This window comes from Maricaulis alexandrii (genome assembly GCF_005871165.1).
GTDB lineage: Bacteria > Pseudomonadota > Alphaproteobacteria > Caulobacterales > Maricaulaceae > Maricaulis > Maricaulis alexandrii.
On sequence record NZ_SWKP01000007.1, the window covers coordinates 252,727 to 278,175 of the forward strand.

The following is a 25,449-nucleotide window of genomic DNA, read 5'->3' on the forward strand; positions in this document are numbered from 1 at the left end:
TAAGGACGCGTGCAGAAAGCCAGTGAATGGCGGCTTAACCCGGTGAGTCCAAATTGTCCGATTCCGGCTGCAGTTCCAGCTCGGCCTCCGGACTGTCCTGGTCGGTCTCGACCTGCGGGACGGGTGGCAGTTCCGGACGCTCGATCTCGGCCTCCTGGCGCAGCTCGTCCACCAGGGCGGCCAATTGGTCATACATGTAGAATTCGGAGATCACCGGCCGCATCTGTTCCAGCGAGGGCGGCGGCTGCCGGCGGCGGTCGACCACTTGCAGGATGTGCCAGCCCGACTCGGTCTGGAAGGGCGCGGAAATCCCGCCCTCCGGCGTGGAAAAGGCGACCGCCCCGAAACTGGGCAGGATGCCCTGGCGGGTGAAATAGCCCAGATCACCGCCCTCCAGCCGGGTCGCCGGGTCCTGGCTCATGGCCACGGCCAGTTCGGCAAACTCCCGCCCATCGGCCAGCAATTGTGCGATCGCGTCGGCTTCCTCGCGCGTATCGACCAGGATGTGGCGGGCGCGGATTTCCTCATCCAGCGGGATCAGCCGCACCTGTTCGCGATAGATGCGCTCGATCGTGTCGTCCGAGACGGCATCGGCCAGCGCGGTCTCCAGCAGGACATTGCCCAGGATCCGCTCCTCCGCCTGGGCCAGTCGGCGGCGGGCCACTTCGGACTGGTGCAGGCCGCGGCGGCGCGCCTCCAGGGCCAGGAGGCGCTGGTCGATCAGTTCTTCCAGCAGGCTCTGGAAATGCGGGTCTCCCGGAGCCAGACCGGTATTGTTGTCCGGGTCCTGGGCCAGGGCCTCGCGCTCGACATCGGAGCGGCGGATCACCGTGCCATCCACCCGGGCCACCACCGGATCGGCTTCGTCCGGGGACAGGACCGGTGCGGAATCACCCGTGTCCGGGCTGGTTTGCCGCGGCGCAGGGCCGCAGGCCGCCACACTGCCAAACACCAAGAACAGTAGGGTCAAAGTGCGCAGATTCATCACGCCAACAATCCTTTAGGGGGTGATGCCGCGAACTGCATACGGTGCGGCTTGATTGACACCCATACTCCCCATCCTTAAGTCACCTAAACGTTTCAAAGCAATGCTGGCGTCCTTGGCAATCGGGACGGACCCGATGCCGGTGGCGTCGTAGTCGTACAAAAGCCAGAGCACATGCTGTCCATAGCCCGCAAGATTTTCGGTACCGATAACGATCGCAAACTCCGCCGCATGCGGCCCGTGATCGAAAAGATCAACGCGCTGGAGCCGGATTTCGAAGCGCTCAGCGACGCCGCGCTCAAGGCCAAGACCGACGAGTTCCGCGACCGGATCAAGCAGGGCGAGAAAGTCGACAATCTCCTGCCGGAAGCCTTCGCCGCCGTGCGCGAAGCCGCCAAGCGCGCCCTGGGCCTGCGTCCCTATGACGTGCAGCTGATGGGCGGCATGGTGCTGCATGAAGGCTCCATCGCGGAAATGAAGACGGGTGAAGGTAAAACCCTCGTCGCCACCCTGCCCTCCTATCTCAATGCGCTGACCGGCAAGGCCGTCCACGTCGTGACGGTGAACGACTATCTCGCCACGCGCGACAGTGAATGGATGGGCAAGGTCTTCGCCCAGCTGGGCATGAAGACCGGCGTGATCGCCCACGGCATGACCGATCCGGAACGCCGCGAAGCCTATGCCTGCGACGTCACCTATGCGACGAACAATGAGCTCGGCTTCGACTATCTGCGCGACAACATGAAATACTCCGTCGAGGAGATGGTGCAGCGCGGCCATGGCTTTGCCATCGTCGACGAGGTCGACTCCATCCTGATCGACGAAGCCCGCACACCGCTGATCATTTCCGGCCGCACCGAAGACCGTACGGAATTCTACCAGGCGATCGACAAGCTGATCCCGCTCCTGGACGAGGATTGCTACGAGATCGACGAGAAGGCGCGCTCCATCCTTCTCACCGAAGAGGGCAATGAGAAGATCGAGGAACTCCTGCGCGAGCGGGACATGATCAAGGAAGACGGCGACCTGTATGATGTCGAGAACATCTCGGTCGTGCACCACGTCAACCAGGCCCTCAAGGCGCACAAGCTTTTCGTCAAGGACAAGGACTACATCCTCAAGGACAATGCCGTTGTCCTGATCGATGAATTCACCGGCCGCATGATGCCGGGCCGCCGCCTGTCGGACGGCCTGCACCAGGCCATCGAGGCCAAGGAAGGCGCGGAGATCCAGCCGGAGAACCAGACGCTCGCCTCGGTCACCTTCCAGAATTATTTCCGTCTTTATGACCGTCTCGCCGGCATGACCGGTACGGCGCTCACCGAGGCCGACGAATTCTTCGACATCTACAAGCTGGGCGTGGTCGAGATCCCGACCAACCGGCCGATCGCGCGGATCGATGAGGAAGACAGCGTCTATCGCACGGCCCAGGAAAAATACGACGCCGTCATCGCCGAGATCAAAGACGCCGTGAAACGGGGCCAGCCGGTCCTGGTCGGCACGGCCTCGATCGAGAAGTCTGAACTCCTGTCAGACCTGCTGACCAAGGCGAAGATCAAGCACCAGGTGCTCAACGCCCGCTATCACGAGCAGGAAGCCTTCATCATTGCCGAAGCCGGTGTGCCGGGCGCCGTGACGATCGCCACCAACATGGCCGGCCGCGGCACCGACATCCAGCTGGGCGGCAATCTGGAAATGCGTCTGGACGCCTGGAAGGATGCGCAGTCGGAAAAGGGCAAGGAACCGACCGAAGTCGAGATTGCCAAACAAACCGAGAAGCTGAAGGCGGAAATCGCCGAGAAGAAGAAGCAGGCCCTGGATGCCGGCGGCCTCTTCGTGCTCGGCACGGAACGCCATGAAAGCCGCCGGATCGACAACCAGCTGCGCGGCCGGACCGGCCGCCAGGGTGATCCGGGCCGCTCCAAATTCTACATCTCCGTCCAGGACGACCTGCTGCGCGTGTTCGCGCCGGAACGTCTGGACGGCATCATGCGCACGCTGGGCATGAAAGAGGGCGAGGCCATCGAGCACCCCTGGATGTCCAAGGCCCTGGAGACCTCGCAGAAGAAGGTCGAACAGCGCAATTTCGACATCCGCAAGAACGTCCTCAAATACGATGACGTCATGAATGACCAGCGCAAGGCCGTGTTCGAGCAGCGCATCGACTTCATGACCTCCGACGATGTCTCCGATGTCATCAAGGACATGCGCCAGCAGACCGTCGAGGATCTGGTGGAAGCGCACATCCCGCCCAAGGCCTATGCCGACCAATGGGATGTGGACGGCCTGACGACCGAGGTGAAGGAACAGCTGGGTCTGGACCTGCCGATCGCCGACTGGGCCGCCGAAGAGGGCATTGCCGACGAGGAAATCCTGGAACGGATCACCTCGGCGGCCGACCGCGCCTTTGCCGAAAAGGCTGCCACGGCCGGACCGGAACTGATGCGCCGGATCGAGAAATCCATCCTGCTGCAGGCGATCGACATCAATTGGCGCGAGCATCTGCAAAATCTGGACGCCATGCGCTCCATGATCGGCCTGCGCTCCTACGCCCAGCGCAATCCGCTGAACGAGTTCAAGAGCGAGGCGTTCGCCCTGTTCGAACACATGATGGACAGCCTGCGCGGCGAAGTGACCCGCCAGCTCATGCTGATCCGCTTCGAGCGCCCGCCGGCCCCGCCGCAGCAGCCCGAAGGCATGAAGGAAACCCATATCGACCCGAGCACGGGCCGCAATGAGATGGCGCCGCCGACCGGCACGGCCCCGCGTCCGGGTGCCCCGCGCCTGGCACCGTCGCGCGCAGCGACGCCCGCTCAGAAGGTCGATCCGGCCAATCCGGAGACCTGGGGCCGCGTTTCGCGCAACCAGGCCTGCCCGTGCGGCTCCGGCAAGAAGTACAAGCATTGCCACGGCGCGGTCGGCGAGGCCTCGGCCTAGGCATGACCGGACCTGTCCTTCGCCCTGCCCGGCCGGGCGAGGAAGAAGCCCTGTCGCAGCTTTGCCTGAAGTCCAAGGCCTATTGGGGCTATGACGCTGCCTTCATGGCAGCCGTCTCGCCCTATTTGAAGATCACCTCCGAGGCGATTGCCGCCGGTTACACGACCGTGGCCGAGCGTAAAGACGGGACCCTGCTCGGCGTCTGCCAGATCGAACCGGGCAGCACCAAGGGCAATCTCGACCTCCTCTTCGTGTCGCCCGATGCCATCGGCACGGGTGCCGGCCGGGCCCTGTTCGACGACGCCGCCGACAAGCTCCGCGCCGCTGGCGACAAGGTGATGACCATCCTGTCCGACCCCTATGCCGAGCCGGCCTATATCCATATGGGTGCGCGCCGTGTCGCGATGCGGCCCTCCGACGTGTTCAAGGGGCGCGAACTGCCCTGGCTGGAAATGGACCTCTAGGCCATGGGGCGGCCGACGCTTCACCTGTTGTGCGGGAAGATCGCCTCCGGCAAATCCACCCTGGCCCGGGAACTGGCGGCGGGGCCGGAGACGCTCCTGGTCAGTGAAGACGCCTTCATGGCCGCCCTGTTTCCGGACGAAATCCATACGCTGGAGGATTTCCGCATCCGCTCCGCGCGGCTGGAGACGGCGCTGAAACCGCATATCGCCGCCATCCTGCAGGAAGGCCTCAGCGTGGTGCTCGACTTTCACGCCAATACCCGGGCCCGCCGGGACTGGGCGCGCACGATTGTCGAGGCGGCCGGGGCGGACGCGATCCTGCACTGGATTGATGTCCCCGATGCGGTCTGCAAGGCGCGACTGCGCGCCCGCAATGCGGCCGGCACGCATGAATACGCGGCCTCCGACGCCCAGTTCGACCAGTTCACCGCCCACTTCCTGCCGCCGCAGCCGGAGGAGAACTGGGTCGTGGATCATATCCGGGTCTCGAACGGCTAGCCCACCATCTCCACCAGTTTTCGGATCGTGTTGAGATTGCGGGCCGTGCCGGACCGTGCTGCCGGAATGACCAGTCTGGACTGGCCCATCCCGTCGCCATAATGGATGTAAATCTCCCGACCGATGGCCGCGATCTCCTCATCTTTGAGGTGCCGGATCTCGCTCTGCCAACCTTCGGGCGGCGGGGCATCGAGGAAGGTCACCAGACAGCGATTGCCCGGCGCATCGGGAAATGGGTTCGCGGCCAGAATATCGTCCAGCTCGGCCGGGGTTCGCAGGAAGACGGGAACCGGCTTTCCCGCCCAGGCGGCCAGTTCCGCCTCCAGCGCAACGCGCGCACCATCCGCCGTCGTGTCTGTCCGGAAAACCAGATTGCCGGACGCGATATAGGTCCTGGCATCGGCAAAGCCGCAGCGTTCCGCCATCGCCCGCAGCTCGGCCATGGGCAATTTGCCGGTCCCGCCGACATTGACGGCCCGCAGGAAGGCGATGAGCGTGGTCAGCGCTCCAGCTCGATATCCCAGTAGAGATAGTCCAGCCAGCTCTCATGGAGGAATTTCGGCGGGAATTTTCGGCCCTGGGATTGCAACTCATACATGGAGGGGCGTTGCGGCGGCCGGCGCAGGGGCATGCCCGCCTCGCGCGGCGTGCGCCCGCCCTTCTTGAGATTGCAGGGCCCGCAGGCGGCCACGATATTGTCCCAGCTCGTCTTGCCGCCGGCCCTGCGCGGAATGACATGGTCGAAGGTCAGCTGGTCGACCCCGTCCTTGCCGCAATAGGCGCACTGGAACCCGTCGCGGAGCCAGACATTGTATCGGGTGAAGGCGGGGGACCGGTCCTGGTGGATGTATTCGCGCAGCGCGACCACCGAGGGCACATGCATCTCGAAACTGGGTGAATGCACGACCTCGTCATAATGCGAGATCACCGCCACCCGTTCCAGGAAGACATTCTTGATCGCCTCCTGCCAGGGCCAGGTGGAAAGCGGCCAATAGCTCAGGGGCTGAAAGTCCGCATTCAGGACCAGACAGGGCATTCCCTGCGGTGCACGTTCAAGCACCTGCATGGCGACCTCCCTCATCAAGACCGGCCCGAACCGGTCGGTTGGGCCAGATCGAGAGGGGGTGTGTCTTTTGGACCAGCGTCCTGAAAGCGCACCTCCTGTCGCACGCAAGAGACGGATTCGCTTGTCCGAATCGATTCGCCTCCCGCGCTTGAAAGAAGGTTACTCCTGTTCGCGTGTCAGTCCTATGACGCTCTTGAGAATCTTGGGTGTCACACCAAACGCCCGGCCAGGGCCTTGCCGATGAAGCGCCCACCCAGGTCCAGGCCATCCTGGCCGATCGAGTGGGGAATGCCCTGGGAGATATGCCATTGGGCACCGTGTCCGGCGGCGGCGATATGCTCGAGCGCGTCGAACATGAAGCCCAGCGGCAGGACCTGGTCCTGGTCGCCATGGATCAGCATGATCGGCGGTTTGGACGCCATCTCCTCCTTCAGCTTCGCCCCGCCCGGCAGGGCGCCGGAAAAGCCCATGATGCCCGCCAGCGGCCGTTTGCGGCGCAGGCCGGCCTGGAGAGAAAGCATCGTGCCCTGGGAGAAGCCGCACAGGACGAGATCGGATTCGGACAGCTGATAGCGCGCCAGCTCCTGGTCGATGAAGGCATCCACGACCGGCCAGGCCATGGCCGCGCCTTCCTCGATCCGCTTGGGGTCGAGATTGGAGATCGGGAACCATTGAAACCCGTTCGGAGCGCCCGGCACCGGGTCCGGTGCATTCGGTGAAATCCACTGCACATGCGGCAAATCCCGCGCCCACATCTGCCCCAGCGAAATCAGATCATCCCCGTTCGAGCCGTAGCCGTGCAGGAAGATCACCAGTTTCTTCGGCGCAGATCCGCCATGCGGCGCCAACCGCGGACCATCAATCGGACGGGACATTCACATCTCCAGCTTGGTTGCAGACTGGATAGTGCGAGGCGGGGGATGCGGGCAAGAGGTGTTTCCCGGCGAGGCCCGACAAGGCGACAGGCCTACCCCTTCTCCCTGGGGAGAAGGTGGCGCGCATGCGCCGGATGAGGGGGGACGCCGAGGTCCTCGCGATTACCTGCCAGCACCGGGATTTCCCCCTCTCCCGGCGCATGCGCGCCACCCTCTCCCCAAGGGAGAGGGAGTGCTGAACCAGCGCAACTTATCCCCACCCACATAACCTGTGGGACACTTCCTGTGACTTCCGGGAAGAGAGGCGCGAGCTCAGTCCCTTGTGCCCGGAAGTGTGCGGAGCCTGTCCGCGCGAGGGGGTGACATCCTGAGCTCCGGCAGGGCCATCGCCAGGGGCACACGGCACAAGGTCCCGACCGTGCTGGCACCCAGGCGGTTTCGGTGCGTCGCCCGCAAGGGAAGACGATCAAATCTCCGCGTGCGGGAGACCGGTCAGGTCACTCACACTCACTACGAAAACAGACCCGTCAGGTCTCCCGCACACCTCTCATACCGCCAGCGTGGTCGCGCGTGGCGCTACGTCCGCTTCTTCAACCGCATCCCCTTGTCATCCCTGACACCCGCCTTCGCGGGCGCAGGCTTCTGCCCCGCGAAGGCGGAGCGCAGATCAGGGCCCCATACACGCAAGATCAGCCCGAAAGCAGGCGCGACCATTTCCGATCGCTAGATTCAAACCGGGATTATGGGTCCCGGACTTACGCCCGGCTCAAGGCCGGGCATCCATCCGGGATGACAATCACAAGCTCTTGTTCAGGAGAAAGAGAGCCCATGCCCCGCACAAGCAATTTTCCCGGGCGAAGTCCCGGGCCCCACCGAAGGTGCCGCATCCTCATCCGATGAAAAGACGGAACGTCCCGTCGGCCCCGGGACTTCGCCCGGGGGAAATGCAAATTTGGCGACATCAACGCCCCTCCCCATTCCCCGCGAACCCGCCTAAACCTGCCCCCATGATCTTCACCACGCGCTTTGCCCCCTCGCCCACCGGCCATTTGCACATCGGGCATGCCTTCTCGGCCTGGACCGCCTGGCAGGCAGCGTCCGAAAAAGGGGGGCGCTTCATCCTGCGGCTGGAGGATATCGATACGACGCGGTGCAAGCCGGAATTCGATCAGGTCATTTTCGACGATCTGATCTGGCTGGGCCTGGACTGGGAGCTGCCGGTGCGGCGCCAGTCGGAGCATTTTGATGACTATGCCCGGGTGCTGGAGCGACTGATCGCTCTCAGGGTCGTTTATCGCTGTTTCAAGACGCGCGCGGAAATCCTGGACGATATTGCCCGCGCGCCGCACGGGGCGGGCGAGGTCTATCGCGGGCCGGTTGATCCGATGAGCGCCGATGAAGAAGCCGAACGGGTGGCGAAGGGCGAGAGCTATGCCTGGCGCCTGTCGCTGGATCGCTGCCGGGATGTGCTGGGCCCGCGCTTTGCGGCGATGCAGTTCATCGAGGATGAGCGCGGCCTGCTGCCCGCCGACCCGGACCCGCTGGGCGATGTCATCCTGGCGCGCAAGGATGTCGGGACCAGCTATCACATCGCCGTCGTGCATGATGATGCCCTGCAGGGCATGACCCATATCATTCGCGGCGAGGATCTGTTCGAACTGACGCCCCTGCACGTCCTGTTGCAGACGCTGCTGGACCTGCCGACGCCGATCTACCGGCACCACCGCCTGCTGACTGACGAGAACGGCCAGCGCTTTGCCAAGCGCAATCTCTCGGTGACGCTCAAATCCATGCGCGAGGCCGGGATGAGTGCAGAGGATGTCCGCACGAAATGGGGCTTCTAGCGGCCGCCGCGCCGGGCTTCGGCGGTCTCGCTGTATTCATTGATCCGCACCAGAGCCCCGTCCCGCCAGGCATATTCCCGGACCAGGACCATGCGCCCGCCCGGCGCGCCGCGATCAATCTCGCGGACCTGTATCCGGGTCTCGCGATAATGCTCGATCGCGCGGACATGATTGCCCGACATCAGCTGCACGACCTGCCAGTCGCCACGCCGTGACACCAGCAGGGGAAAGGCGCAGGCTGTCGTGCCGCAGAAATAGGCGACAGCCGACTCGCCGCGCCGCGTCCGGCAATGCAGGGCGCGGGTCTCGATCACGAAGTCCGGTTCCGCATCATCATCAATGAAGGCCGTTGCGGCACGGGCGCTCTCCACCTCCGCCGGCTCGCAGGCGAGACTGCCTTCGCTGATTTGATCGAGCCAGGCGGCAAAGGCGGTCTGGGCCGCGGCCGGAAGCCGGCCGGTTTCCGGATGACCGGGCGGGGGCGGGGAGCAGTTCGCCACGCACAGCCCGCCCAGCGCTGACAGGGCGATGCGCCGCAGGGTCTGCAGCTTCATTCTCGCATCCTCGTTCACGCCCCAGCGCGGATGATCAGTCTAGGCAGGCGGCGACCGGTGCGGCAAGCCGATATGCCGCACTTTTAATGCGTCCTCCACGCTAGGCAGGGCGCGCCGGACACGCTATCAGGCGGACATGTTCGTACGTGATCTCTGGTATTTCGGCGCCCTGTCGAGCGAGCTGAAACCGGGTCAGCATCTCCACCGGGAGCTGCTGGGCCAGCCCATCCTGTTCGGCCGCGACCATCAGGGGCGCGCCTATGCGCTGAAGGATATCTGCCCGCACCGCGGCATTCTCCTGTCCGGCGGCGAGGCGCAGGAGCATGGCGGCGAGACCCAGGTGGAATGCCCCTATCATGGCTGGCGTTTCCGCACGGACGGGTCCTGCGCGGCCATCCCCTCCCTCACCGGCGACCAGGCCGAGGCCATGGATCTGTCCAAGATCCGCACCCGCGCCTTTCCGGTGCATGAGGACCAGGGCCTGATCTGGATCTGGTATGCGGGCGAGGAGGATGCCGACAATCCGCCCTCCATCGATCCGCCCAAGCTGGACATTCCGGAGGGCCACAAGCCGAAACTGGTCGTGCGGGACGTGTTCAACTGTCATGTCGATCATGCCGTGATCGGACTGATGGATCCGGCCCACATCCCCTATATCCACCGGCAATGGTGGTGGCGGTCGGCCAAGTCCGTGCATGAGAAGGAAAAGAAGTTCGGCCCGGTCGAGCGTGGCTTCTCCATGCTGCCCCACGTGCCGTCGAAGAATTCCTATCTCTACCGCCTGATGGGCGAGCCGCAGACGGAAATCCGCTTCCAGCTGCCCGGCCTGCGGACCGAATATGTCCAGGCGGGCGGCAAGCATTTCACCGGTTTCACCGCCGTGACGCCGACCAATGAGAACTCGACCGCGATCACCATCGTCGTCTACTGGGATCACTGGCTGCCCAGCATCGTGCCCAATCCGCTGATCAAGATGGGGATCGAGATTTTCGTGGGTCAGGACCGCGATGCGGTCAATGCCCAGCAGGTCGGCCTCGCCTATGACCCCAAACTCATGCTGATCCATGACAGCGATGTGCAGGCGAAATGGTATTTCGCCCTCAAGCGCGCCTGGGAGAAGCATCGCGAGACGGGTGAGCCCTTCAAGAACCCCGTGAAACCCGCAACCCTGCGCTGGAGAAGCTGATGACCCTCGACAACGCCCTCACTGGCTTCCTCTACATTGCCATGCTGGCCGTCGTGGTCGTGCTGATCACCGGCATCGTGAATCTCTACCGCGGTGACGAAAAAGCCCGCTCACGCTCCAACAAGCTGATGCGCCTGCGCGTGGTGACACAGTTCGTCGCGATCCTGCTGCTTCTGGTGATCCTCTACGTCCGTCAGAATTTCGGCAGCTAGTCGAGCACCGCACCGGTCGCAGCCCGCACGGCGGCTTCGACATCCGCGTCCGGGGCGGCATTCACACCGACCATGAAGACCCGGCCGGTTTCCCGGTCGAGCCCGATCTGGACCAGCCACATCGTGTTCGATCCGGCATGGAAGAGTCGCGCCTCCCGCACGCCCCAGCCCAGCGCGTAAGTGCCACCGAAGGGGGGCGTGTGCAGGTGCTGCCAGCTGTCCGGCGACAGGAAATCACCGCCCCGCCCGGCATCACCGTCCAGATGCGCGCGCAGATAGACCGCCATGTCGGGGGCCGAGATGTGGACTGTCCCCGCCGGCCCCATGACGGGCGGGTTGTCCGCCCGGGGGCCGGGCGCCACCGCATTGAGCCCGCCGAACAGGCCCCGCTTGTGACCGCGCGGCTGGTCAGGTGCATCGCCTGATCCGGGCGCCCCGAAACCGGCACTGTCCAGTCCCAGCGGTTCGAACACCTCGCGGGTGATCAGCGTTTCCCAGCTCGTGCCGGTGGCCTGTTCCAGCATGGCGCCGGCCACCACATAGCCGGCGTTGGAATACAGATAGTCCTGACCCGGTTCGCCCGTCGGGGACTGGGCGAGAATGTCCGCTGCGTAGCGCAGACGCTGGGCCGGCAGATCATCATCACCCGACGTGATGAAACCGAGCGTGGCCATCAGCCCGATATTGGCCGGCAAGCCGGACCGGTGGCTGAGCAGATGCTCGAAACTCGCATCGCGATACGCCGGATCGATCGTGTCGATCACATCGCCCAGATGATCCGCGACCGTGTCATCCCATCCGACAACACCCTGTTCCACCAGGCGCGCGACCAGCGTGGCCGTCATGGATTTGGTGTTGGAGCCCTGATGCCAGAGGTCGGACGTCTCGATGGCCGCATCCGTGCCGGCGGCCCGGACACCGGCGACGGCAAGGCTGACCCCGTCGGCGTTGCCCTGCATGACGACGGCACCGGGCGCGCCGCTGTCCTCGAGCAGGGTATCAGCGATCGATTGCAGGTCCGGCTGGGCCTGAACCGCCGGCTGGACCAGAAGACCAAGGGCCAGCACCCCGCCCCAGACATCACGCCACATCATGCTTCCCCTTCCCCGCTCTCCAGCCTGCGGCTACACAGGCAGAATGGTGAAACTGACCAAAATCTACACGCGAACCGGGGATGCGGGTCAAACCCGGCTCGGCGACATGTCCCAGACGGTAAAACACGATCTGCGGGTCGAGGCCTATGGGGATATCGACGAGACCAATTCCTCCATCGGCCTCGCCCGCGCCGCGCTCGGCTCCGGACATGGGCTGGATGAAACGCTCGCCCGTATCCAGAATGATCTGTTCGACCTGGGCGCTGATCTGTGCGTGCCGGAAAGCGACACGCCGCCGGACTGGGAACCCTTGCGCATGACCCAGACCCAGATCGATTTCCTGGAAAACGAGATCGACCGGCTCAATGCGAAACTGGAGCCGCTGAATTCTTTCATCCTGCCCGCCGGCAGCGAAGCGGCGGCCCGGCTGCACGTCGCCCGGACCGTGTGCCGCCGCGCCGAACGCAAGATTTCCGCCCTGGCCGCAACAGGCACCCGTCTCAATCCGCTGACATTGAAATACGCCAACCGTCTGTCCGACCTGCTCTTCGTGATGGCCCGCACGGCCAATCTCGACGCCGGCGGCGATGTGCTCTGGGTGCCGGGAAAGGACCGTTGAGCGGCGACGTCCACCTCTTCCTGCGTGGCCCGCTCAGCCAGTGGCATCCCTCACCTTTCCACTGGGAAGGCCGGGTTTATTCCTGTGCCGAGCAATTCATGATGGAGCGCAAGGCCCTGCTGTTTGGCGATACCGCTATGGCTGCGCGGATCATGGCGACCGACAAGCCCCATGAGCAAAAACTGATGGGCAGCCGGGTGTCCAGGTTCGACGAAACCATCTGGGCCGAGCATCGCGAGACCATAGTCTACACAGCCAATCGCGAGAAGTTCGGCCAGAATTCCGGGCTAGCCAAAAAACTCCTGCGGACCGGTGACGCCCTCCTTGCCGAAGCCAATCCGCGCGACCCCAATTGGGGGATCGGATTGGCCGAGGATGATCCCAGAGCCCTGGATCCAACCCAATGGCGCGGCAGCAATCTGCTGGGTAAAATCCTGATGCGAGTCAGGAATGAGATCGCAGACGCCGGTATTGTTTCCGCCGAGGAAACTTAAAAGTGATCCGGAACCCGTCGATTTCCGCGCCGTTTCACCTATGTGTACCGGTACGTTCACTTCATACGGAGATCCGCATGACCCGCCTTTTGATCGCGACCACTGCCCTTTCCCTGTTCGGCGCCGCTGCCGTCCAGGCCGAGCCGGTCGCCTACGAGTTCGACAAGACCCACACCATCATCGAGGCCAGCTGGGATCACCAGGGCTATTCCACGCAGAAACTCCAGTTCACCGATTATGACGGCACGCTGGAACTGGATCTGGAAAACCCGTCTGCCTCCACGGTCGACATCACCTTCAACCTGATCGACGGTTTCTGGGTCGGTGCCAATCAGGACCGCTTCATTGCCCACCTGAATTCCGACGACTTCTTCGGCACCGAGGCCAATCCGACCGCACACTTCGTCGCGACCGGGTTTGAAACCGAAGACGGGGAGACCGGTGTGATGACCGGCGACCTGACCATGAATGGCGTCACCGCCCCGGTCAGCCTGGACGTCACGCTCAACCAGGTCGGCGAGACCCGTGATGGCAACACCAAGCTGGGCTTCACCGCCACCGGCACGATCGTCCGTTCCGAATGGGATATGGGCTTTGCCGTTCCCTTCGTCTCCGACGAGATCGACCTGTTCATCTCGACGGAGCTGGTCGCCGCGGAATAGGTTTGTCGGCACGATGAACCACAAGAGGGGCATGTCCACCGGACATGCCCCTTTTTTGATCGCCTTTCGGGTTCAGCGCCGAATTTTCGGGCTGGACCAGAGGCACAGGGTCAGAAGGGCGAACAGGCTCGTCAGGGCCACAGACAATGTCTCCAGCTCATCCACCGGCACCTCGTCAATCATGATGGTCTCGGTGCGCCAGATCACGGAATTGGTCCAGAAGATCCAGATGAGAAACAGGGTCGCGGCAAAGGCAAGGAAGGCCAGAAAGAGACGCCCCCACAGGCGGAGGGGACCCCGGCCGACAGGCCGCAATGACAAAACCCGCTTGCCGGCCACACAGCCCGCCACCAGCCAGTAGACCCAGAACAGGCTGGCGGCGCCCAGCCCCGCACTGACCCAGGCGAGCTGGTGAGTCAGCGAGACCGCCTCATCACAGCGCGCGGCACCGTCTTCGCTTTCCATCAGACCCAGCCAAGCACAGCTCAGATCAAAGTCCAGCTGCGCACCTGATGTCGCATTGGTGAGGAAGTAAAAGCCGTCGCCGGTTGCAGGCTGGATGTATATTTGCCCATTCCATGAGGAGTTATTCCCGCCATGCCCGATCAGGATCCCCGTCGGGGTTTCCCAGCGCGAATAGCTCATGGCAAAGCGCGGATTGGGGTCGGTCGGCGCGAAGGCCTGTTCCAGGCTGTCGTTGGTCAGGACGCCACCGCCATCCATATGGGCCAGCAGAAAACGCTCGATATCAGCGCCAGAGGCGTAACCGCCCGCAGCCGTCAGCGCGACATCCCGCAAGTCCTCGATCGGCTGGCGATAATAATTGAAGGCCTCGGACACGGTCGGCAGTCTTGACGAGTCAAAACCGGCCGTCGTCATGCCGAGCGGGTCCAGCACGTGCTGGCGGGCGGCCGTGTCGAAATCCAAGCCGGTGACGGTCTCGACCAGCATTTGCAGCAGGACATATCCCCCACCGGAATAGCGTCGATGCTCACCGGGCTGATACGCGACCCGGAGGGGCGCAAAGTTTTCACTGAGGTCAACCGCGTCCTCGGGCTGCTCCTCATGGGCACCCCACCCGCCATAGCCCGGCTGATTGGTTCCTGCCGTGTGCTGGAGAAGGCGGCGGACCGTGACCGCGTCAGGCGAATGCTCGCCATAGTCAGGCTCGAAAGGCAGTGCATAGGTCGACAGCGGGGCATCCAGATCGATGAGCCCGTCCTGCACGAGGCTGAGAACAGTCCAGACCGTCAGGGGCTTGGAGATCGATCCGAGATTGAACGACGTCGCATCCGTCACCGGCGCGCCCTCGCTGGTCGAACGACCGGCACGTGCCCGCCATACAATCTCACCATCGCGTATCACGCCGGCCGCGACACCCGCGATCGAGTAACGCTGCATCGCGTGATCCAGAACCGCGTCCATATGCGTGGCGATTTCGGTATCCGAACTACCCGGCTCCAGGCCACGGATTTGCCGGAGCCCCATCGTGGTCAGGCCTGCCATCACAACAAGAATGGCCAGGCAAATAGCTCTCAATTTCACAAGGGGCGACATATCCGATCCTTCCCACCTCAACGTTGGCGATACCAACTACTATGCATTGCTATATATATTGCAAAGCCGATACACAAGCCATAGGAAGGGATGAATGATCAGCGAGGCGGAAATTCATGATCGGGACTGAGATGGACGAGATTCTCGACCGCTGGAGCTCCCAGGCCCGCAAAGGCTATTTCGAGATGCTGCTGCTGGCCCGGCTGAAGGCCGGTCGCGCCTACGGCTACCAGGTCGTGGCCGCCCTGAAGCAGGCGCCGGGATTCGAAAACCTCGCCGAAGGCACCGTCTATCCGGTTCTGACCCGGATGAAGAAGGACGGGCTTGTCACCGCCGAATGGGTGGCCGAGGACACGGGGCCACCCCGCAAATACTACACCGTGACCGAACTGGGCGCGCGCACGCTTGATGCCATGCAGACCATCTGGCGCCGCATGGACGACGTGCTGAAAGCGCAAACCGGAAAGGAACCCGATTGATGGATGTGACTGTGGATTTCGAAACCTCCGAGGCCCGTCGTCTCTGGTCGGACTTCCTGAAACGGCTGGACTGGTCCAATCGTCACCTCTCCCGTTCAGAACGGCGGGACGCGAAAGCGGAGGCCAAGGCCCACATGGCCGAGCTCATCGCCCATTCGAATCTGGAGACGGAAGCGGACCGTTTGCGGGAGGCGCTTGCCCGGTTCGGCCCGCTGCCATCGCCACCGCCCGCCTGGCGCCAGCCGCTCGCCATCGGCCTGCACTATTTGGCCATCATGGTCATCGGAGCGACCGGACTGGTGCTTCTGACCCTGTTGCACATGACCGTGATGGAACTCTTCAATCCGGCCGGAGTGGGCCTCTACATTTACCCCGGCGACCGGGTCCCCACCCTCTCCTACGAATCCCAGCCGGGCGCCCGCGAGGTCCTGGGCAGCTGGTTCATTCCGGCCATGCTCGCGATCATCCTGACCGTCAGTGCCGGCCTGTACGGGCTCTGGCGCATCGCCCTGGCACCGACCGGGCCGGTCTCCCGCTGGATGAAGCCCTGAAGCCCACGGACACGGGTCGGACGCAAACACGCCTTCGTACGCCTCAAGCCGGCGGTCCGGAAGAAGACAGGGACCGGTTTGGCCTTCCGCGGGTTCGACTGACCGCACCGCGACCACGCGCCGCAGCAAAACTTGCCGGAAAATAGGCATACCCGATACTCTAAACACACACCGAAGCCGGACCCCATTGAAACGGATAGCATTGTGAATTGGGCCTGCCGGAGCTTTGCGCCACAAAGATCAGCCCGCAGTCCAGACGATACCGCAACTGCGAATTGACGCGAACGTAAGCCAGCTCAGTGCATTGACTTACCGCACTGGCGAAGGCAGGTTCGCGGCCTATTTCTTTAGGTGCGCAGATTATCCAGCGCGCGGCCAACCGGAGCCCAAGCATGAAGATTCTCGTCCCCGTCAAACGGGTCGTCGATTACAACGTGAAGGTCCGCGTGAAGCCCGATCAAACGGGCGTCGACCTCGCGAACGTGAAAATGTCCATGAACCCCTTCTGCGAAATCGCAGTCGAGGAAGCCATCCGCCTGAAGGAAAAAGGCGTGGCCACCGAGATCGTTGCGGTCTCGATCGGCCCGGCCCAGGCTCAGGAAACCATCCGCACGGCCCTCGCCATGGGCGCGGATCGCGGCATCCTGATCCAGACCGACGAGACGGTGGAGCCGCTCGCCGTGGCCAAGCTCCTCAAGGCTGTGGTCGAGGAAGAGAGCCCGGAACTCGTCCTGCTGGGCAAGCAGGCCATTGATGATGACGCCAACCAGACCGGCCAGATGCTGGCCGCGCTGCTGGACTGGCCGCAGGGCACGTTCGCCTCGAAGGTCGAAATCGCCGACGGCAAAGCCACGGTGACCCGCGAGATCGATGGCGGCCTGCAGACGATTGCGCTGCAAATGCCGGCCATCATCACCACGGACCTTCGTCTGAACGAGCCGCGCTATGCGTCGCTGCCGAACATCATGAAGGCCAAGCGCAAGCCGATCGACACCAAGTCGCCGGACGATTACGGCGTCGACATCGCCAAGCGCCTGGAAGTGCTCAAGGTCGCCGAGCCGGCCAAGCGCGAAGCCGGCGTGAAGGTCGAGACAGTCGCCGAACTCGTCGACAAGCTGAAAAATGAAGCGGGAGTGATCTGATCATGGCTGTTCTCGTTTATGCCGAACACGACAATGCAACGCTCAACGACGCGACCCGCGCCGTTGTGACGGCTGCCAAGGGCCTGGGTGGCGACATCCACGTCCTGGTCGCCGGCAAGGATGCCGGTGCCGTGGCGGAAGCTGCCTCCAAGCTGGATGGTGTCTCCAAGGTGCTGCACGCCGAGAGCGATGTCTTCACCTCGCCGACGGCGGAAGCCCTCGACGCCCTCGTCACCCCGATGATGGACGAGTATGACGCCGTGCTGGCCGCTGCGACCACGATGGGCAAGAATTTCATGCCCCGCGTCGCCGCCAAGCTCGACGTGATGCAGGTCTCCGACATCACCGCCGTGGAAAGCGCCGACACCTTCGTGCGTCCGGTCTATGCCGGCAATGCGATGATGACGGTGAAGTCTTCCGACGCGAAAAAGGTGATCACGGTCCGCCCGACGACCTTCGAGAAGGCCGGCGATGGCGGCTCTGCCTCGATCGACGAGATCGGTGCCGGTTCCGGTCCGTTCAAGTCGGAATTCGTCTCCGAGGAACTGTCCAAGTCGGACCGTCCGGAACTGACCTCTGCCAAGATCGTCATCTCCGGCGGCCGTGGCATGCAGTCCGGTGACAATTTCCACCTGCTCGACACCATCGCCGACAAGCTGGGCGCCGCCGTCGGTGCCTCGCGCGCCGCGGTCGATGCCGGCTTCGTCCCGAACGATTACCAGGTCGGCCAGACCGGCAAGGTCGTCGCTCCGGAGCTCTACATTGCCGTCGGCATTTCCGGTGCCATCCAGCACCTCGCCGGCATGAAGGACTCCAAGGTCATCGTGGCCATCAACAAGGACGAGGAAGCCCCGATCTTCCAGGTCGCCGATTACGGCCTGGTGGCGGACCTCTTCTCGGCCCTGCCCGAACTGGACGAAGCCCTGGGCTAAGCCCGAGGCGACACGCCAAACGAAGACGCCCGGCTGGATCAGCCGGGCGTTTTTGTTTCCAGCATCACCGGATCGACCACAAATGCCGCCCCAGATTCCACCAGGTCCGGATCTGCGAGGTTTGGCGGCCGGCGGCCTCCAGGGCGTCCAGGTCATCCCGGCCCAACCAGCGACCGTCGCGAACCACCGCCTGCGGCTGATAGAGCAGACCGATGGACTGGCGCGGATCCCCCTCGACCAGAACGAAGTCCGCCGCGCAGCCCACCGCCAGACAACCGATCTCACCGCCCATCCCCAGCGCATCGGCCGGATTGAGCGTGGCCGCCCGGATCGCCTCGAGCGGGGTCAAACCCGCCTCCACCAGCAACTCCATCTCGCGCACCGTGGCGACGCCATGCGGGGTCGCCATGACGCCGGCATCCGTGCCCACCGTGAGGCGGACACCGGCCTCATGCATCATGCCGGTGAAGGCGACATAGAAGGCCTGCATCTCACTGCGGTCATGGCCCTGATAACTCGACCAGAAATCGAACGCATCCTGCTCGAAGCCGGCGACAACGGGATTATAGCCTTCCATGTCCGGACGGGTGAGGTGCGCGCCCTGGGTCTCGACAATCCGGGTCAGGTTTTCGTGCACGACCAGGGTCGGATCGACCGTCACGCCGGCCGCGGCCATGCGCTGCGCCAGGATCCAGGCGCGGTCCGGATCGGTGTCATCCTCCAGCCCGTGCCAGACGATGGATTCGGTGTGTTCGAGGGTGACAAAGCCGGCGCCCAGGGTGGGCATGATAGAGAGGGGATCCGCTTCCGTCCCCTCGACCGGGTGTCCGCTCATTGTCAGTCCCAGGGATGCCGCCTCCTCGCGGATGGCCTGGAAACTTTCGCGAGACAGGTTGGAATAGAGCTTGAGATCCCGGTAGCCGGCCGCGTATTGCCGGCGCACGGCTGCCTGTGCCTCGTCGGCGCCGGCGACCGAATGATGCAGGAGATTGCTATTGCGACCGCCCGTCTCGTTGAGAATGGGCCCCGTGGTCAGCAGGCGGGGCCCCAGAATCTCACCGCGCTCGATCCGGCGGGCCAGCGGGAGATGGAAGGGCATGCCCCCCATATTGCGCACCGTCGTCACGCCATGCGCCAGATTGGCGGCCAGGTCGACCGTATCGAAGACGTGGACATGCATGTCGATCAGACCGGGCATCAGGGTCAGGCCCTGACCGTCCACGCGTGGCAGGTCCGGCAGGGCATGGGAAACCGGACCGGTCCCGATGGCGGCGATCCGGCCCTCGCTCACCCGGACATGACCATCCGACCGCCATTCGCCCGACACAGGGTCGAGCAAGGCGACGTTCTCGATGAAATAGACCGCGTCAGATGACCGGTCGGGCGACAAGGCGGCAGGCAGCCGGACCCACCAGAACCCGACGGCGATCAAGACCGACAGGAGGAGGGCCAGGGGCAAGAGGCATTTTCGAGACATGTGTTTCTCCCGGTTGAGGACCGGGTCGAAGCATCATGTCCGGGAGCCGGCGTCGTCCGGAATCCGGATTTCGGACGTCCGGTATTCGTCAGCCGGCCGCATCGCCGGCCAGGCCGGCGGCATAGGCAGAGGGCGTCTGGCCGGTTTCCCGCTTGAACACGTCATTGAAAACGGACTTGGAGCTGAAGCCGGCCGTATAGGCCAGATCGATCACCCGGCGCTGGGTTCCGGAGACCGCATCCTCGCGCATCATGGCGCAGACATCCTCGATGCGGAGCCGGTTGATATAGTCGTTGAAATTGCAGCCGGTCGCCGCCTTGATGACCTGCGAGACGGCACGTTCGCTCAGCCCGGCGGCCTGCGCCACTTCCGACCGCAGGAGGCGCGGCTCGGTATAGAGCGCTTCGCCCCGCACCACCGCCTCAACCCGCCGGAAATTCGCCCGTTGCGTATCGGAAACCGCCTCGTCCGGCCCGCCGGCGCCTGCCTCCAAGGCCATGCCGCCCGGCGGCAATCCCTCGAACAGGCGCGTATGCCGCACGGCCAGGAAGATCAGCACGGACACGAAGACCAGCGACAGGAGAAGCTGGAAGAGATACGCGTCCTGACTGCCCAGCCAGGGCCAGTGCGGCCGCAGCCAGAGCGCATCCATGCGAACCGCATCGAACACGCTGTCGACGAAATAGAAGCCCACCAGCAGCATCAGCCCGTTGAGCTGGATCACCTGCGCATCGGAGCGGGTCTGGCGCGTGGCCCGGTGGAAGCGGTGGATCTGCCAGATCGCGGCGACGGAATAGGCCAGCAGGCTGATCCGGGCTGCATGCTCGACCAGGCCGATCTGGGGCGTCAGCAGCAGGGCCAGGAGCGGCGCCACGGCATGCGGCCAATCCCGCCAGGTCAGGGCCGGACCGGTACGGATCACGCCCCGTACGACCAGATAGATCAACGGCGGATAGGCCAGGCGGAAAGCCGGCGTCACCAGCCAGACATTCCGGAACCCGGCTGTCTCCTCCAGGAAGTTGAAGACCATCCAGCTCAGCGACATAACCAGAAGTGCACTCAGCGCGCGCAGGCGTGGCTGGCTGACGGTCAGGGCCAGGCCCACCGCGGCAACGGCGGCCAGAGCGACCTGAACGAGATGGACGGGCATAAGCGTCATGGCAGCAATCTAGCGGGCCCGGCGGGCCTGCCTAGGCCTTCCAGCCGCGAAATGCGCGATATTCCCGGATCACGGCCAGCGCCCGCCTTGCCTGATCCGGATCTCCTGCACATCCGGCCTGGATCGCATCATGAACATGCTGTGGCAGACCGTTCAGCGACGTATCGCTGAAATCCGGCGCGGTTGCCTGCCCGGCCAGGCGCGCCTCCAGCCCGGCCTCCAACTGGCCCAGACGGGCGCGCACACTGCCATCCCGGCCGCGGTGCAACAGGACCAGCGTCACCATGGCAACGACAAGGATGAGGGGAAGAAGGAGCGCCATGCGCTCCCCCTAGCAGCCTGTTACGGGGCTTCCAAGCCTTCGGTGCGGGCCGCTTCGATCTCGGCGAGCACATCGCGCAGATCGACGAATTTGAAGTTCTGGCCGCCCGTATCATTCTCATCATCCTGGGCGACCCAGATGCCCGCCGGGAAAAGCGGACCAAGATTGGCCGTGGACATGTCATGCCCGTCCGTATGCGACACGGCGTCGAATTCACCCTCGGCAATCTCCAAACGGGTGACGAAGCTGTGCGTGTCCAGATCATAGACGGCGAAGGTGTTGTCGCTCTGGCTGGACACGACCAGATAGCCGGACGTGTCACCGACCGGGATCAGGGCAGCCCCTTCCGCATCGGCGGCGATATGGATGCCGTCAGTCTCGGCGATCTGGACCGGTTCCGCCGGATCAGTCGGCTCGGCGCCCATCACCCAGACCCCGACATTCTCTTCATTCATGTAGATCTGGCCGGTGCGGTCGTCGGCGACACAGCCCTCGGCAATCGTGCCGAGCGTGACGCGACGGACTTCCGTGGCCTCCACGGAGGTACCGTTCCAGCCCAGCAGGAGCTGGACGAAAGTGCCCGGCTCCTTGTCCGACACGAAGGCATAGAGATCGTCAGTGCGACGGCTGCGGTAGAAGCAGAAACCATAGGGCTCCACGACACCCTCTACCGGCACCGCCCCGGCATAGCTCACTTCGCGGCTGGCGGGATCGATGAAGAAGAAGGCCACCCCGATATTGGAGCGGTCGGACGCGCCGGCGATGTCGACCTGGCGGTCGCCCAGATCAAAGCCATAGCGCACATCGACATTGTTCAACCGGCCTTCGGGCAGATAGGCGTGCTCGCTGCCGTCCATATTGTAGGCATAGACGCCATTATCCTTGTCGGTCCCGAAGACCAGGCTGTCTTCCGGCATCGGGGCGACCCAGATGGCCGGGTCATCGGCGGCATCACCGATTCCGGCCACGCTGGCGGTTTCCACCGAAGCGGACACCGAACGCGGCGGCAGACCGGACGGACTGCACGCCATCAGGGCCACGCTGAGCGACATTAGCGAAATCGAACGAACCGGAATCATGGACCAACCCCCAAAGGCAAAACTGGCGAGCCGATACCATAGCGAAACACACGGCACACCCGGGGTTTCGTGACGTTTCCCTGACAATTGATTGGCGATTTCGCGTTGTTGCGAAACTGACGCGCAATCGACACGAAACTGAGGGTCAAACGTCATCAGCGTGTCGCCGTTATCCCCCCATAGAGGCCGCGGACACGCCCATCCGGGCAAGCGTTTCTGCGTATCCTTTTTGTTGGGGGACCCAATGAGCAAGACACTCGCCATGCTTGGCACCGCGTCGGTGCTGGCACTTTCCGCTGCAGCCGCGGCCCAGGCCGGCACGATTGCCGGCCGCGTGACAGACGCTTCCGAAACGGTGGGCCTGGAAGGCGCCACGGTTCGCGTCGTTGAAACCGGCCAGACGACCACGGTCGCCTCGGACGGCAGCTTCCGCATCGTCGGCCTCGCCGCCGGCGACTACACGCTGCGCGTCACCTATGTCGGTACCGAACCGCGCGACATTCCGGTCACCCTGGCCTCGGTCAATGACACGATCTCCCCGGCCATCACGCTGGGTGATGATGTCGAATTCGTCGACAACATCCTGGTGATCGGTCAGCGCGGTGCGCTGAACTCCTCCCTCTCCCGCCAGCGCGCCAATGACGGCAATGTCGCGGTGCTGACCGCCGACGCCATCGGCCAGTTCCCGGACGAGAATGTCGCCGAAGCCGCCCGCCGTGCCGTCGGTGTCAACGTGCTCAATGACCAGGGTGAAGGCCGTTTCGTCTCCATCCGCGGTCTGTCCCCGAACCTGGTCTCCACCTCGATCAATGGTGTGCGCCTGACCTCGCCGGAAGCCGAAGACCGCCAGGTCGGCCTCGACGTCATCGACGCCGACGTCCTGTCCTCCGTCGTGATCAACAAGACGCTCCTGCCGAACATGGATGGCGACAGCGTCGGCGGTAATGTCGAAATCGAGACCATGTCCGGCTTCGACGTCGACGAGATGTATCTGCGCGCCCGCGCCGCCACCCTCTATTCCGACCTGGAACAGGAATTCGGCTGGCGCGCCAGCATCAACTTCGCCGACAGCTTCCTCGATGACCGTCTCGGCGTCGCGGCCTCCCTGTCCCACCAGGAACGCGTCTTCGGCTCGGAAAGCTTTGAAGTCGATGGCGGCTGGGAAACCGGCGAAAGCGTGCCCTTCCCGAACGAGGTGGAGCTGCGCAATTACGAAGTCACCCGCGAGCGCACCACCGCTACGCTGAACCTCGACTACCGTGTCGACAATGAGCTGAGCTTCTACCTGCGCTCGACCTATTCGGACTTCTCCGACCAGGAATATCGCAGCCGTGTCGAGATCAAGCTGGAAGACGCCGACTATGACGACGTCAATTCCTCCGGCGACCTGGCCGTCCTGACCACGTCGGACATGGATATCGACCGCGACATCAAGGACCGTCTGGAGACCCAGCTCATCTTCGCCACCGATTTCGGCGGTGAATGGCTGCGCGGCAATACGACGATCGACTGGTCGCTGTCCTACGTCCATGCCGAGGAAGAAGAGCCGAACCGTCTGGACGTCGACTTCCGCGGCACGTTCGAGGATGGCGAAACCATCGGCGTCAACGTGTCCGACCCGCTCATGCCGACCCTGCACTATCAGGGCGGCCTGACGACGCAGAACATTTTCGACGCGTCGAACTATGAGAATAACGGTTTCGAACTGACCAATGGCCTGGCCCAGGACCGCGAATATGCCGGTGCCCTGAACATCCGCCAGGACTTCACGCTGGACGGGGCTGCGGCCTATATCCAGGGCGGTCTGCGGGTTCGCCTGCGCGACAAGAAATATGCGCTGGACTTCGACGTCTATGACGACAGCGACCTGATCACGCTGGCCGATGTGACCCGCACGGTCGATTACGGCCAGTCCCGCATCGGTCCGGTCGCCAATCCCGATGCCGTCCGTGATTTCTTCTTCTCCAACCTGTCCGCGCTGTCTTATGAAGACCTCGACAGCAATATCGAGACAGCCGGTGCCTCTTACGGTGTGTCCGAGGACGTCACCGCCGGTTACCTGATGGGCAGCTGGGACAATGGCCCGATCCGCGTGGTTGGCGGTCTCCGCATCGAACAGACCGACGTCTCCGCCCGCGGTAATGAAGTCTACCTCGCCGAGGAAGACTCCACCTTCAACGGTGTGGTTCGGACCGAGGACGAGATCTTCGTCACGCCGCTGACCGCATCCGACGACTATACCGACGTGCTGCCGTCCATCCTGGGCCGTTTCGAACTGGCCGAGAATGTGATCGCCCGCGCCGGCTACTACGCCTCGATCCAGCGTCCGAACCCGGGCGAGTTCGCCCCGCGCGTCCTGGTCGAGCAGAATGATGATGACGAAGTGGAAGGTGAATTCGGCAATCCGGATCTGGAACGCCTTGAAGCCCAGAACTTCGACCTGTCCATCGAGTGGTATCCGAACAACGACGCCGTCGTGTATTTCGGCTACTTCTACAAGGATCTGGAAAACATCATCGCGCCGGTCCAGTACTCCGACTACACGCTGAACGGTCGCCTCTTCGACGAAGCCGACACCTTCATCAACCTGCCGGAAGGTGACGTGTCGGGTCTCGAGTTCAACTACCAGCAGGCCCTCGACTTCCTGCCGGTGGAAGGCTTCATCGTCGGCTTCAACGCCACCATGTCGGACAGCTCGGCCGTGCTGGCCGATGGCCGCGAGATTTCCCTGCCGGGTCAGTCCGACACGGTCTGGAATGCGGTGCTCGGCTATGACCAGGGTCCGTGGGATCTGCGCGCCGTCGTCTCGACCCGCTCGGAATATCTCGACGAGATCCGCGGCGATGCCGGTGAAGACCGGTTCGTCCTGGAACACACCCAGCTGGACCTCTCGGCCAAGTTCGAACTGTCGGACAATCTCCAGATCTTCGCCGATCTGAAGAATGTCACGGACGAACCCTACCGCGCCGTCACCCGGCCGGACGGTGTCGACCGGATCGAACAGCTCGAGGAATACGGCTGGTCGTCGGTCTTCGGTCTGCGCTGGACCTACTAGGCCTCCACGGCCAACGCCAAGAAGAAGCCCCGGATCACGCGATCCGGGGCTTTTTCTTTGTCGTATCCCGAGCCCTGCGGCTGACGTGAATCCGTTGCCAACCCGTCATCAATGCGTCGTGAAGCGCCGATAGACAGGCGCCAACCCGCTCCTCCCCGAACGGGCTCACGCCACGGCATCCCTCCGAGGCAAGCAAAACTCCCTGG

The 25,449-nt window shown here is 63.7% G+C and carries 25 protein-coding genes; 14 read left to right on the forward strand and 11 right to left on the reverse strand.

All coding sequences use genetic code 11. The features are described from left to right. Nucleotides 1–34: 34 nt before the first annotated feature. Nucleotides 35–985, reverse strand: coding sequence for a peptidylprolyl isomerase (locus tag FCS99_RS16330; protein ID WP_267899621.1), 951 nt, complete (start codon nt 983–985; stop codon nt 35–37). 174 nt (nt 986–1,159) lie between these two features. Between FCS99_RS16330 and secA the strand changes: the two genes are divergently transcribed. From secA to FCS99_RS10320, 3 genes are read left to right on the forward strand one after another with little or no spacing between them, the layout of a single operon-like run. Then, complete coding sequence (gene secA, locus FCS99_RS10310; RefSeq protein WP_138512202.1) at nt 1,160–3,922, forward strand: preprotein translocase subunit SecA; 2,763 nt, start codon at nt 1,160–1,162, stop codon at nt 3,920–3,922. Nucleotides 3,923–3,924: 2 nt separating this feature from the next. Further along, nucleotides 3,925–4,386: a GNAT family N-acetyltransferase gene (locus tag FCS99_RS10315; protein WP_138512204.1), complete on the forward strand. Its 462-nt coding sequence runs from the start codon at nt 3,925–3,927 to the stop codon at nt 4,384–4,386. A gap of 3 nt (nt 4,387–4,389) precedes the next feature. Next, nucleotides 4,390–4,884, forward strand: coding sequence for an AAA family ATPase (locus tag FCS99_RS10320; protein WP_138512206.1), 495 nt, complete (start codon nt 4,390–4,392; stop codon nt 4,882–4,884). Here the strand turns inward: FCS99_RS10320 and FCS99_RS10325 are convergent. The 3 genes from FCS99_RS10325 to FCS99_RS10335 all read right to left on the reverse strand — a co-directional run bounded on the left by FCS99_RS10325 (nt 4,881) and on the right by FCS99_RS10335 (nt 6,825). Next, nucleotides 4,881–5,387, reverse strand: coding sequence for a DUF1697 domain-containing protein (locus FCS99_RS10325; protein WP_138512208.1), 507 nt, complete (start codon nt 5,385–5,387; stop codon nt 4,881–4,883). The two genes, FCS99_RS10320 and FCS99_RS10325, sit on opposite strands and share 4 nt — an antisense overlap. Further along, nucleotides 5,384–5,950 (reverse strand): HNH endonuclease, encoded by a 567-nt coding sequence (locus tag FCS99_RS10330; RefSeq protein WP_138512210.1) that lies wholly within the window; start codon nt 5,948–5,950, stop codon nt 5,384–5,386. The genes FCS99_RS10325 and FCS99_RS10330 overlap by 4 nt, the downstream gene beginning before the upstream one ends. Before the next feature lie 209 nt (nt 5,951–6,159). Continuing rightward, nucleotides 6,160–6,825: an alpha/beta hydrolase gene (locus tag FCS99_RS10335; RefSeq protein ID WP_138512213.1), complete on the reverse strand. Its 666-nt coding sequence runs from the start codon at nt 6,823–6,825 to the stop codon at nt 6,160–6,162. Nucleotides 6,826–7,832: 1,007 nt separating this feature from the next. Here FCS99_RS10335 and gluQRS point away from each other — a divergent pair. Next, entirely contained in the window at nt 7,833–8,669 is an 837-nt protein-coding gene (gene gluQRS / locus FCS99_RS10340; protein WP_138512215.1) for a tRNA glutamyl-Q(34) synthetase GluQRS, read from the forward strand. Here the strand turns inward: gluQRS and FCS99_RS10345 are convergent. Next, nucleotides 8,666–9,223, reverse strand: a complete 558-nt coding sequence (locus tag FCS99_RS10345; RefSeq protein ID WP_138512217.1) for a hypothetical protein — start codon at nt 9,221–9,223, stop codon at nt 8,666–8,668. The genes gluQRS and FCS99_RS10345 overlap by 4 nt on opposite strands. Before the next feature lie 136 nt (nt 9,224–9,359). Between FCS99_RS10345 and FCS99_RS10350 the strand changes: the two genes are divergently transcribed. Both FCS99_RS10350 and FCS99_RS10355 read left to right on the forward strand, forming a co-directional pair. Next, nucleotides 9,360–10,409 (forward strand): Rieske 2Fe-2S domain-containing protein, encoded by a 1,050-nt coding sequence (locus FCS99_RS10350; RefSeq protein WP_138512219.1) that lies wholly within the window; start codon nt 9,360–9,362, stop codon nt 10,407–10,409. Continuing rightward, the gene (locus FCS99_RS10355) at nt 10,409–10,621 is read left to right on the forward strand and encodes a twin transmembrane helix small protein (RefSeq protein WP_138512221.1); all 213 of its coding nucleotides are present in this window, start codon (nt 10,409–10,411) and stop codon (nt 10,619–10,621) included. The genes FCS99_RS10350 and FCS99_RS10355 overlap by 1 nt, the downstream gene beginning before the upstream one ends. Here the strand turns inward: FCS99_RS10355 and FCS99_RS10360 are convergent. After that, on the reverse strand, nt 10,618–11,715 hold the full coding sequence (locus tag FCS99_RS10360) for a serine hydrolase domain-containing protein (RefSeq protein WP_138512223.1): 1,098 nt from the start codon (nt 11,713–11,715) through the stop codon (nt 10,618–10,620). The two genes, FCS99_RS10355 and FCS99_RS10360, sit on opposite strands and share 4 nt — an antisense overlap. 43 nt (nt 11,716–11,758) lie before the next feature. On the opposite strand from FCS99_RS10360, the gene FCS99_RS10365 reads away from it, so the two are divergent. From FCS99_RS10365 to FCS99_RS10375, 3 genes are all read left to right on the forward strand, one after another. Next, a complete protein-coding gene (locus FCS99_RS10365; protein ID WP_138512225.1) occupies nt 11,759–12,334 on the forward strand; it encodes a cob(I)yrinic acid a,c-diamide adenosyltransferase in 576 nt (191 codons plus the stop codon). Further along, nucleotides 12,331–12,828, forward strand: coding sequence for an NADAR family protein (locus tag FCS99_RS10370; RefSeq protein WP_138512227.1), 498 nt, complete (start codon nt 12,331–12,333; stop codon nt 12,826–12,828). Before FCS99_RS10365 ends, FCS99_RS10370 begins: the two co-directional genes overlap by 4 nt. 77 nt (nt 12,829–12,905) lie before the next feature. After that, nucleotides 12,906–13,490: a YceI family protein gene (locus tag FCS99_RS10375; protein WP_138512229.1), complete on the forward strand. Its 585-nt coding sequence runs from the start codon at nt 12,906–12,908 to the stop codon at nt 13,488–13,490. A gap of 72 nt (nt 13,491–13,562) precedes the next feature. Here FCS99_RS10375 and FCS99_RS10380 read toward each other — a convergent pair whose 3' ends face one another. Next, entirely contained in the window at nt 13,563–15,035 is a 1,473-nt protein-coding gene (locus tag FCS99_RS10380) for a serine hydrolase domain-containing protein (RefSeq protein ID WP_171036328.1), read from the reverse strand. Between the two features lie 128 nt (nt 15,036–15,163). Between FCS99_RS10380 and FCS99_RS10385 the strand changes: the two genes are divergently transcribed. The 4 genes from FCS99_RS10385 (at nt 15,164) to FCS99_RS10400 (ending at nt 18,151) form a co-directional block, all read left to right on the forward strand. Further along, the gene (locus tag FCS99_RS10385; RefSeq protein WP_138512233.1) at nt 15,164–15,526 is read left to right on the forward strand and encodes a PadR family transcriptional regulator; all 363 of its coding nucleotides are present in this window, start codon (nt 15,164–15,166) and stop codon (nt 15,524–15,526) included. Beyond that, nucleotides 15,526–16,077, forward strand: coding sequence for a hypothetical protein (locus FCS99_RS10390; RefSeq protein ID WP_138512235.1), 552 nt, complete (start codon nt 15,526–15,528; stop codon nt 16,075–16,077). Before FCS99_RS10385 ends, FCS99_RS10390 begins: the two co-directional genes overlap by 1 nt. Nucleotides 16,078–16,469: 392 nt before the next feature. After that, nucleotides 16,470–17,219 carry an electron transfer flavoprotein subunit beta/FixA family protein gene (locus FCS99_RS10395; RefSeq protein WP_138512237.1) on the forward strand — a complete coding sequence of 250 codons (750 nt, stop codon included), beginning with the start codon at nt 16,470–16,472 and terminating at the stop codon, nt 17,217–17,219. A 2-nt stretch (nt 17,220–17,221) separates the two neighbouring features. Continuing rightward, nucleotides 17,222–18,151: an electron transfer flavoprotein subunit alpha/FixB family protein gene (locus FCS99_RS10400; RefSeq protein WP_138512239.1), complete on the forward strand. Its 930-nt coding sequence runs from the start codon at nt 17,222–17,224 to the stop codon at nt 18,149–18,151. Nucleotides 18,152–18,215: 64 nt separating this feature from the next. On the opposite strand, the gene FCS99_RS10405 is transcribed toward FCS99_RS10400, so the two are convergent. From FCS99_RS10405 to FCS99_RS10420, 4 genes are all read right to left on the reverse strand, one after another. Next, on the reverse strand, nt 18,216–19,628 hold the full coding sequence (locus FCS99_RS10405; protein WP_138512241.1) for an amidohydrolase family protein: 1,413 nt from the start codon (nt 19,626–19,628) through the stop codon (nt 18,216–18,218). Nucleotides 19,629–19,716: 88 nt separating this feature from the next. Further along, nucleotides 19,717–20,787 (reverse strand): helix-turn-helix domain-containing protein, encoded by a 1,071-nt coding sequence (locus FCS99_RS10410; protein WP_138512243.1) that lies wholly within the window; start codon nt 20,785–20,787, stop codon nt 19,717–19,719. A gap of 31 nt (nt 20,788–20,818) precedes the next feature. Beyond that, a complete protein-coding gene (locus FCS99_RS10415; RefSeq protein ID WP_138512245.1) occupies nt 20,819–21,109 on the reverse strand; it encodes a hypothetical protein in 291 nt (96 codons plus the stop codon). Nucleotides 21,110–21,129: 20 nt separating this feature from the next. Further along, a complete protein-coding gene (locus tag FCS99_RS10420) occupies nt 21,130–22,188 on the reverse strand; it encodes a phytase (RefSeq protein WP_138512247.1) in 1,059 nt (352 codons plus the stop codon). Nucleotides 22,189–22,432: 244 nt separating this feature from the next. Here FCS99_RS10420 and FCS99_RS10425 point away from each other — a divergent pair, with 244 nt between their 5' ends. After that, nucleotides 22,433–25,243 carry a TonB-dependent receptor gene (locus FCS99_RS10425; RefSeq protein ID WP_138512249.1) on the forward strand — a complete coding sequence of 937 codons (2,811 nt, stop codon included), beginning with the start codon at nt 22,433–22,435 and terminating at the stop codon, nt 25,241–25,243. Nucleotides 25,244–25,449: the final 206 nt, after the last annotated feature.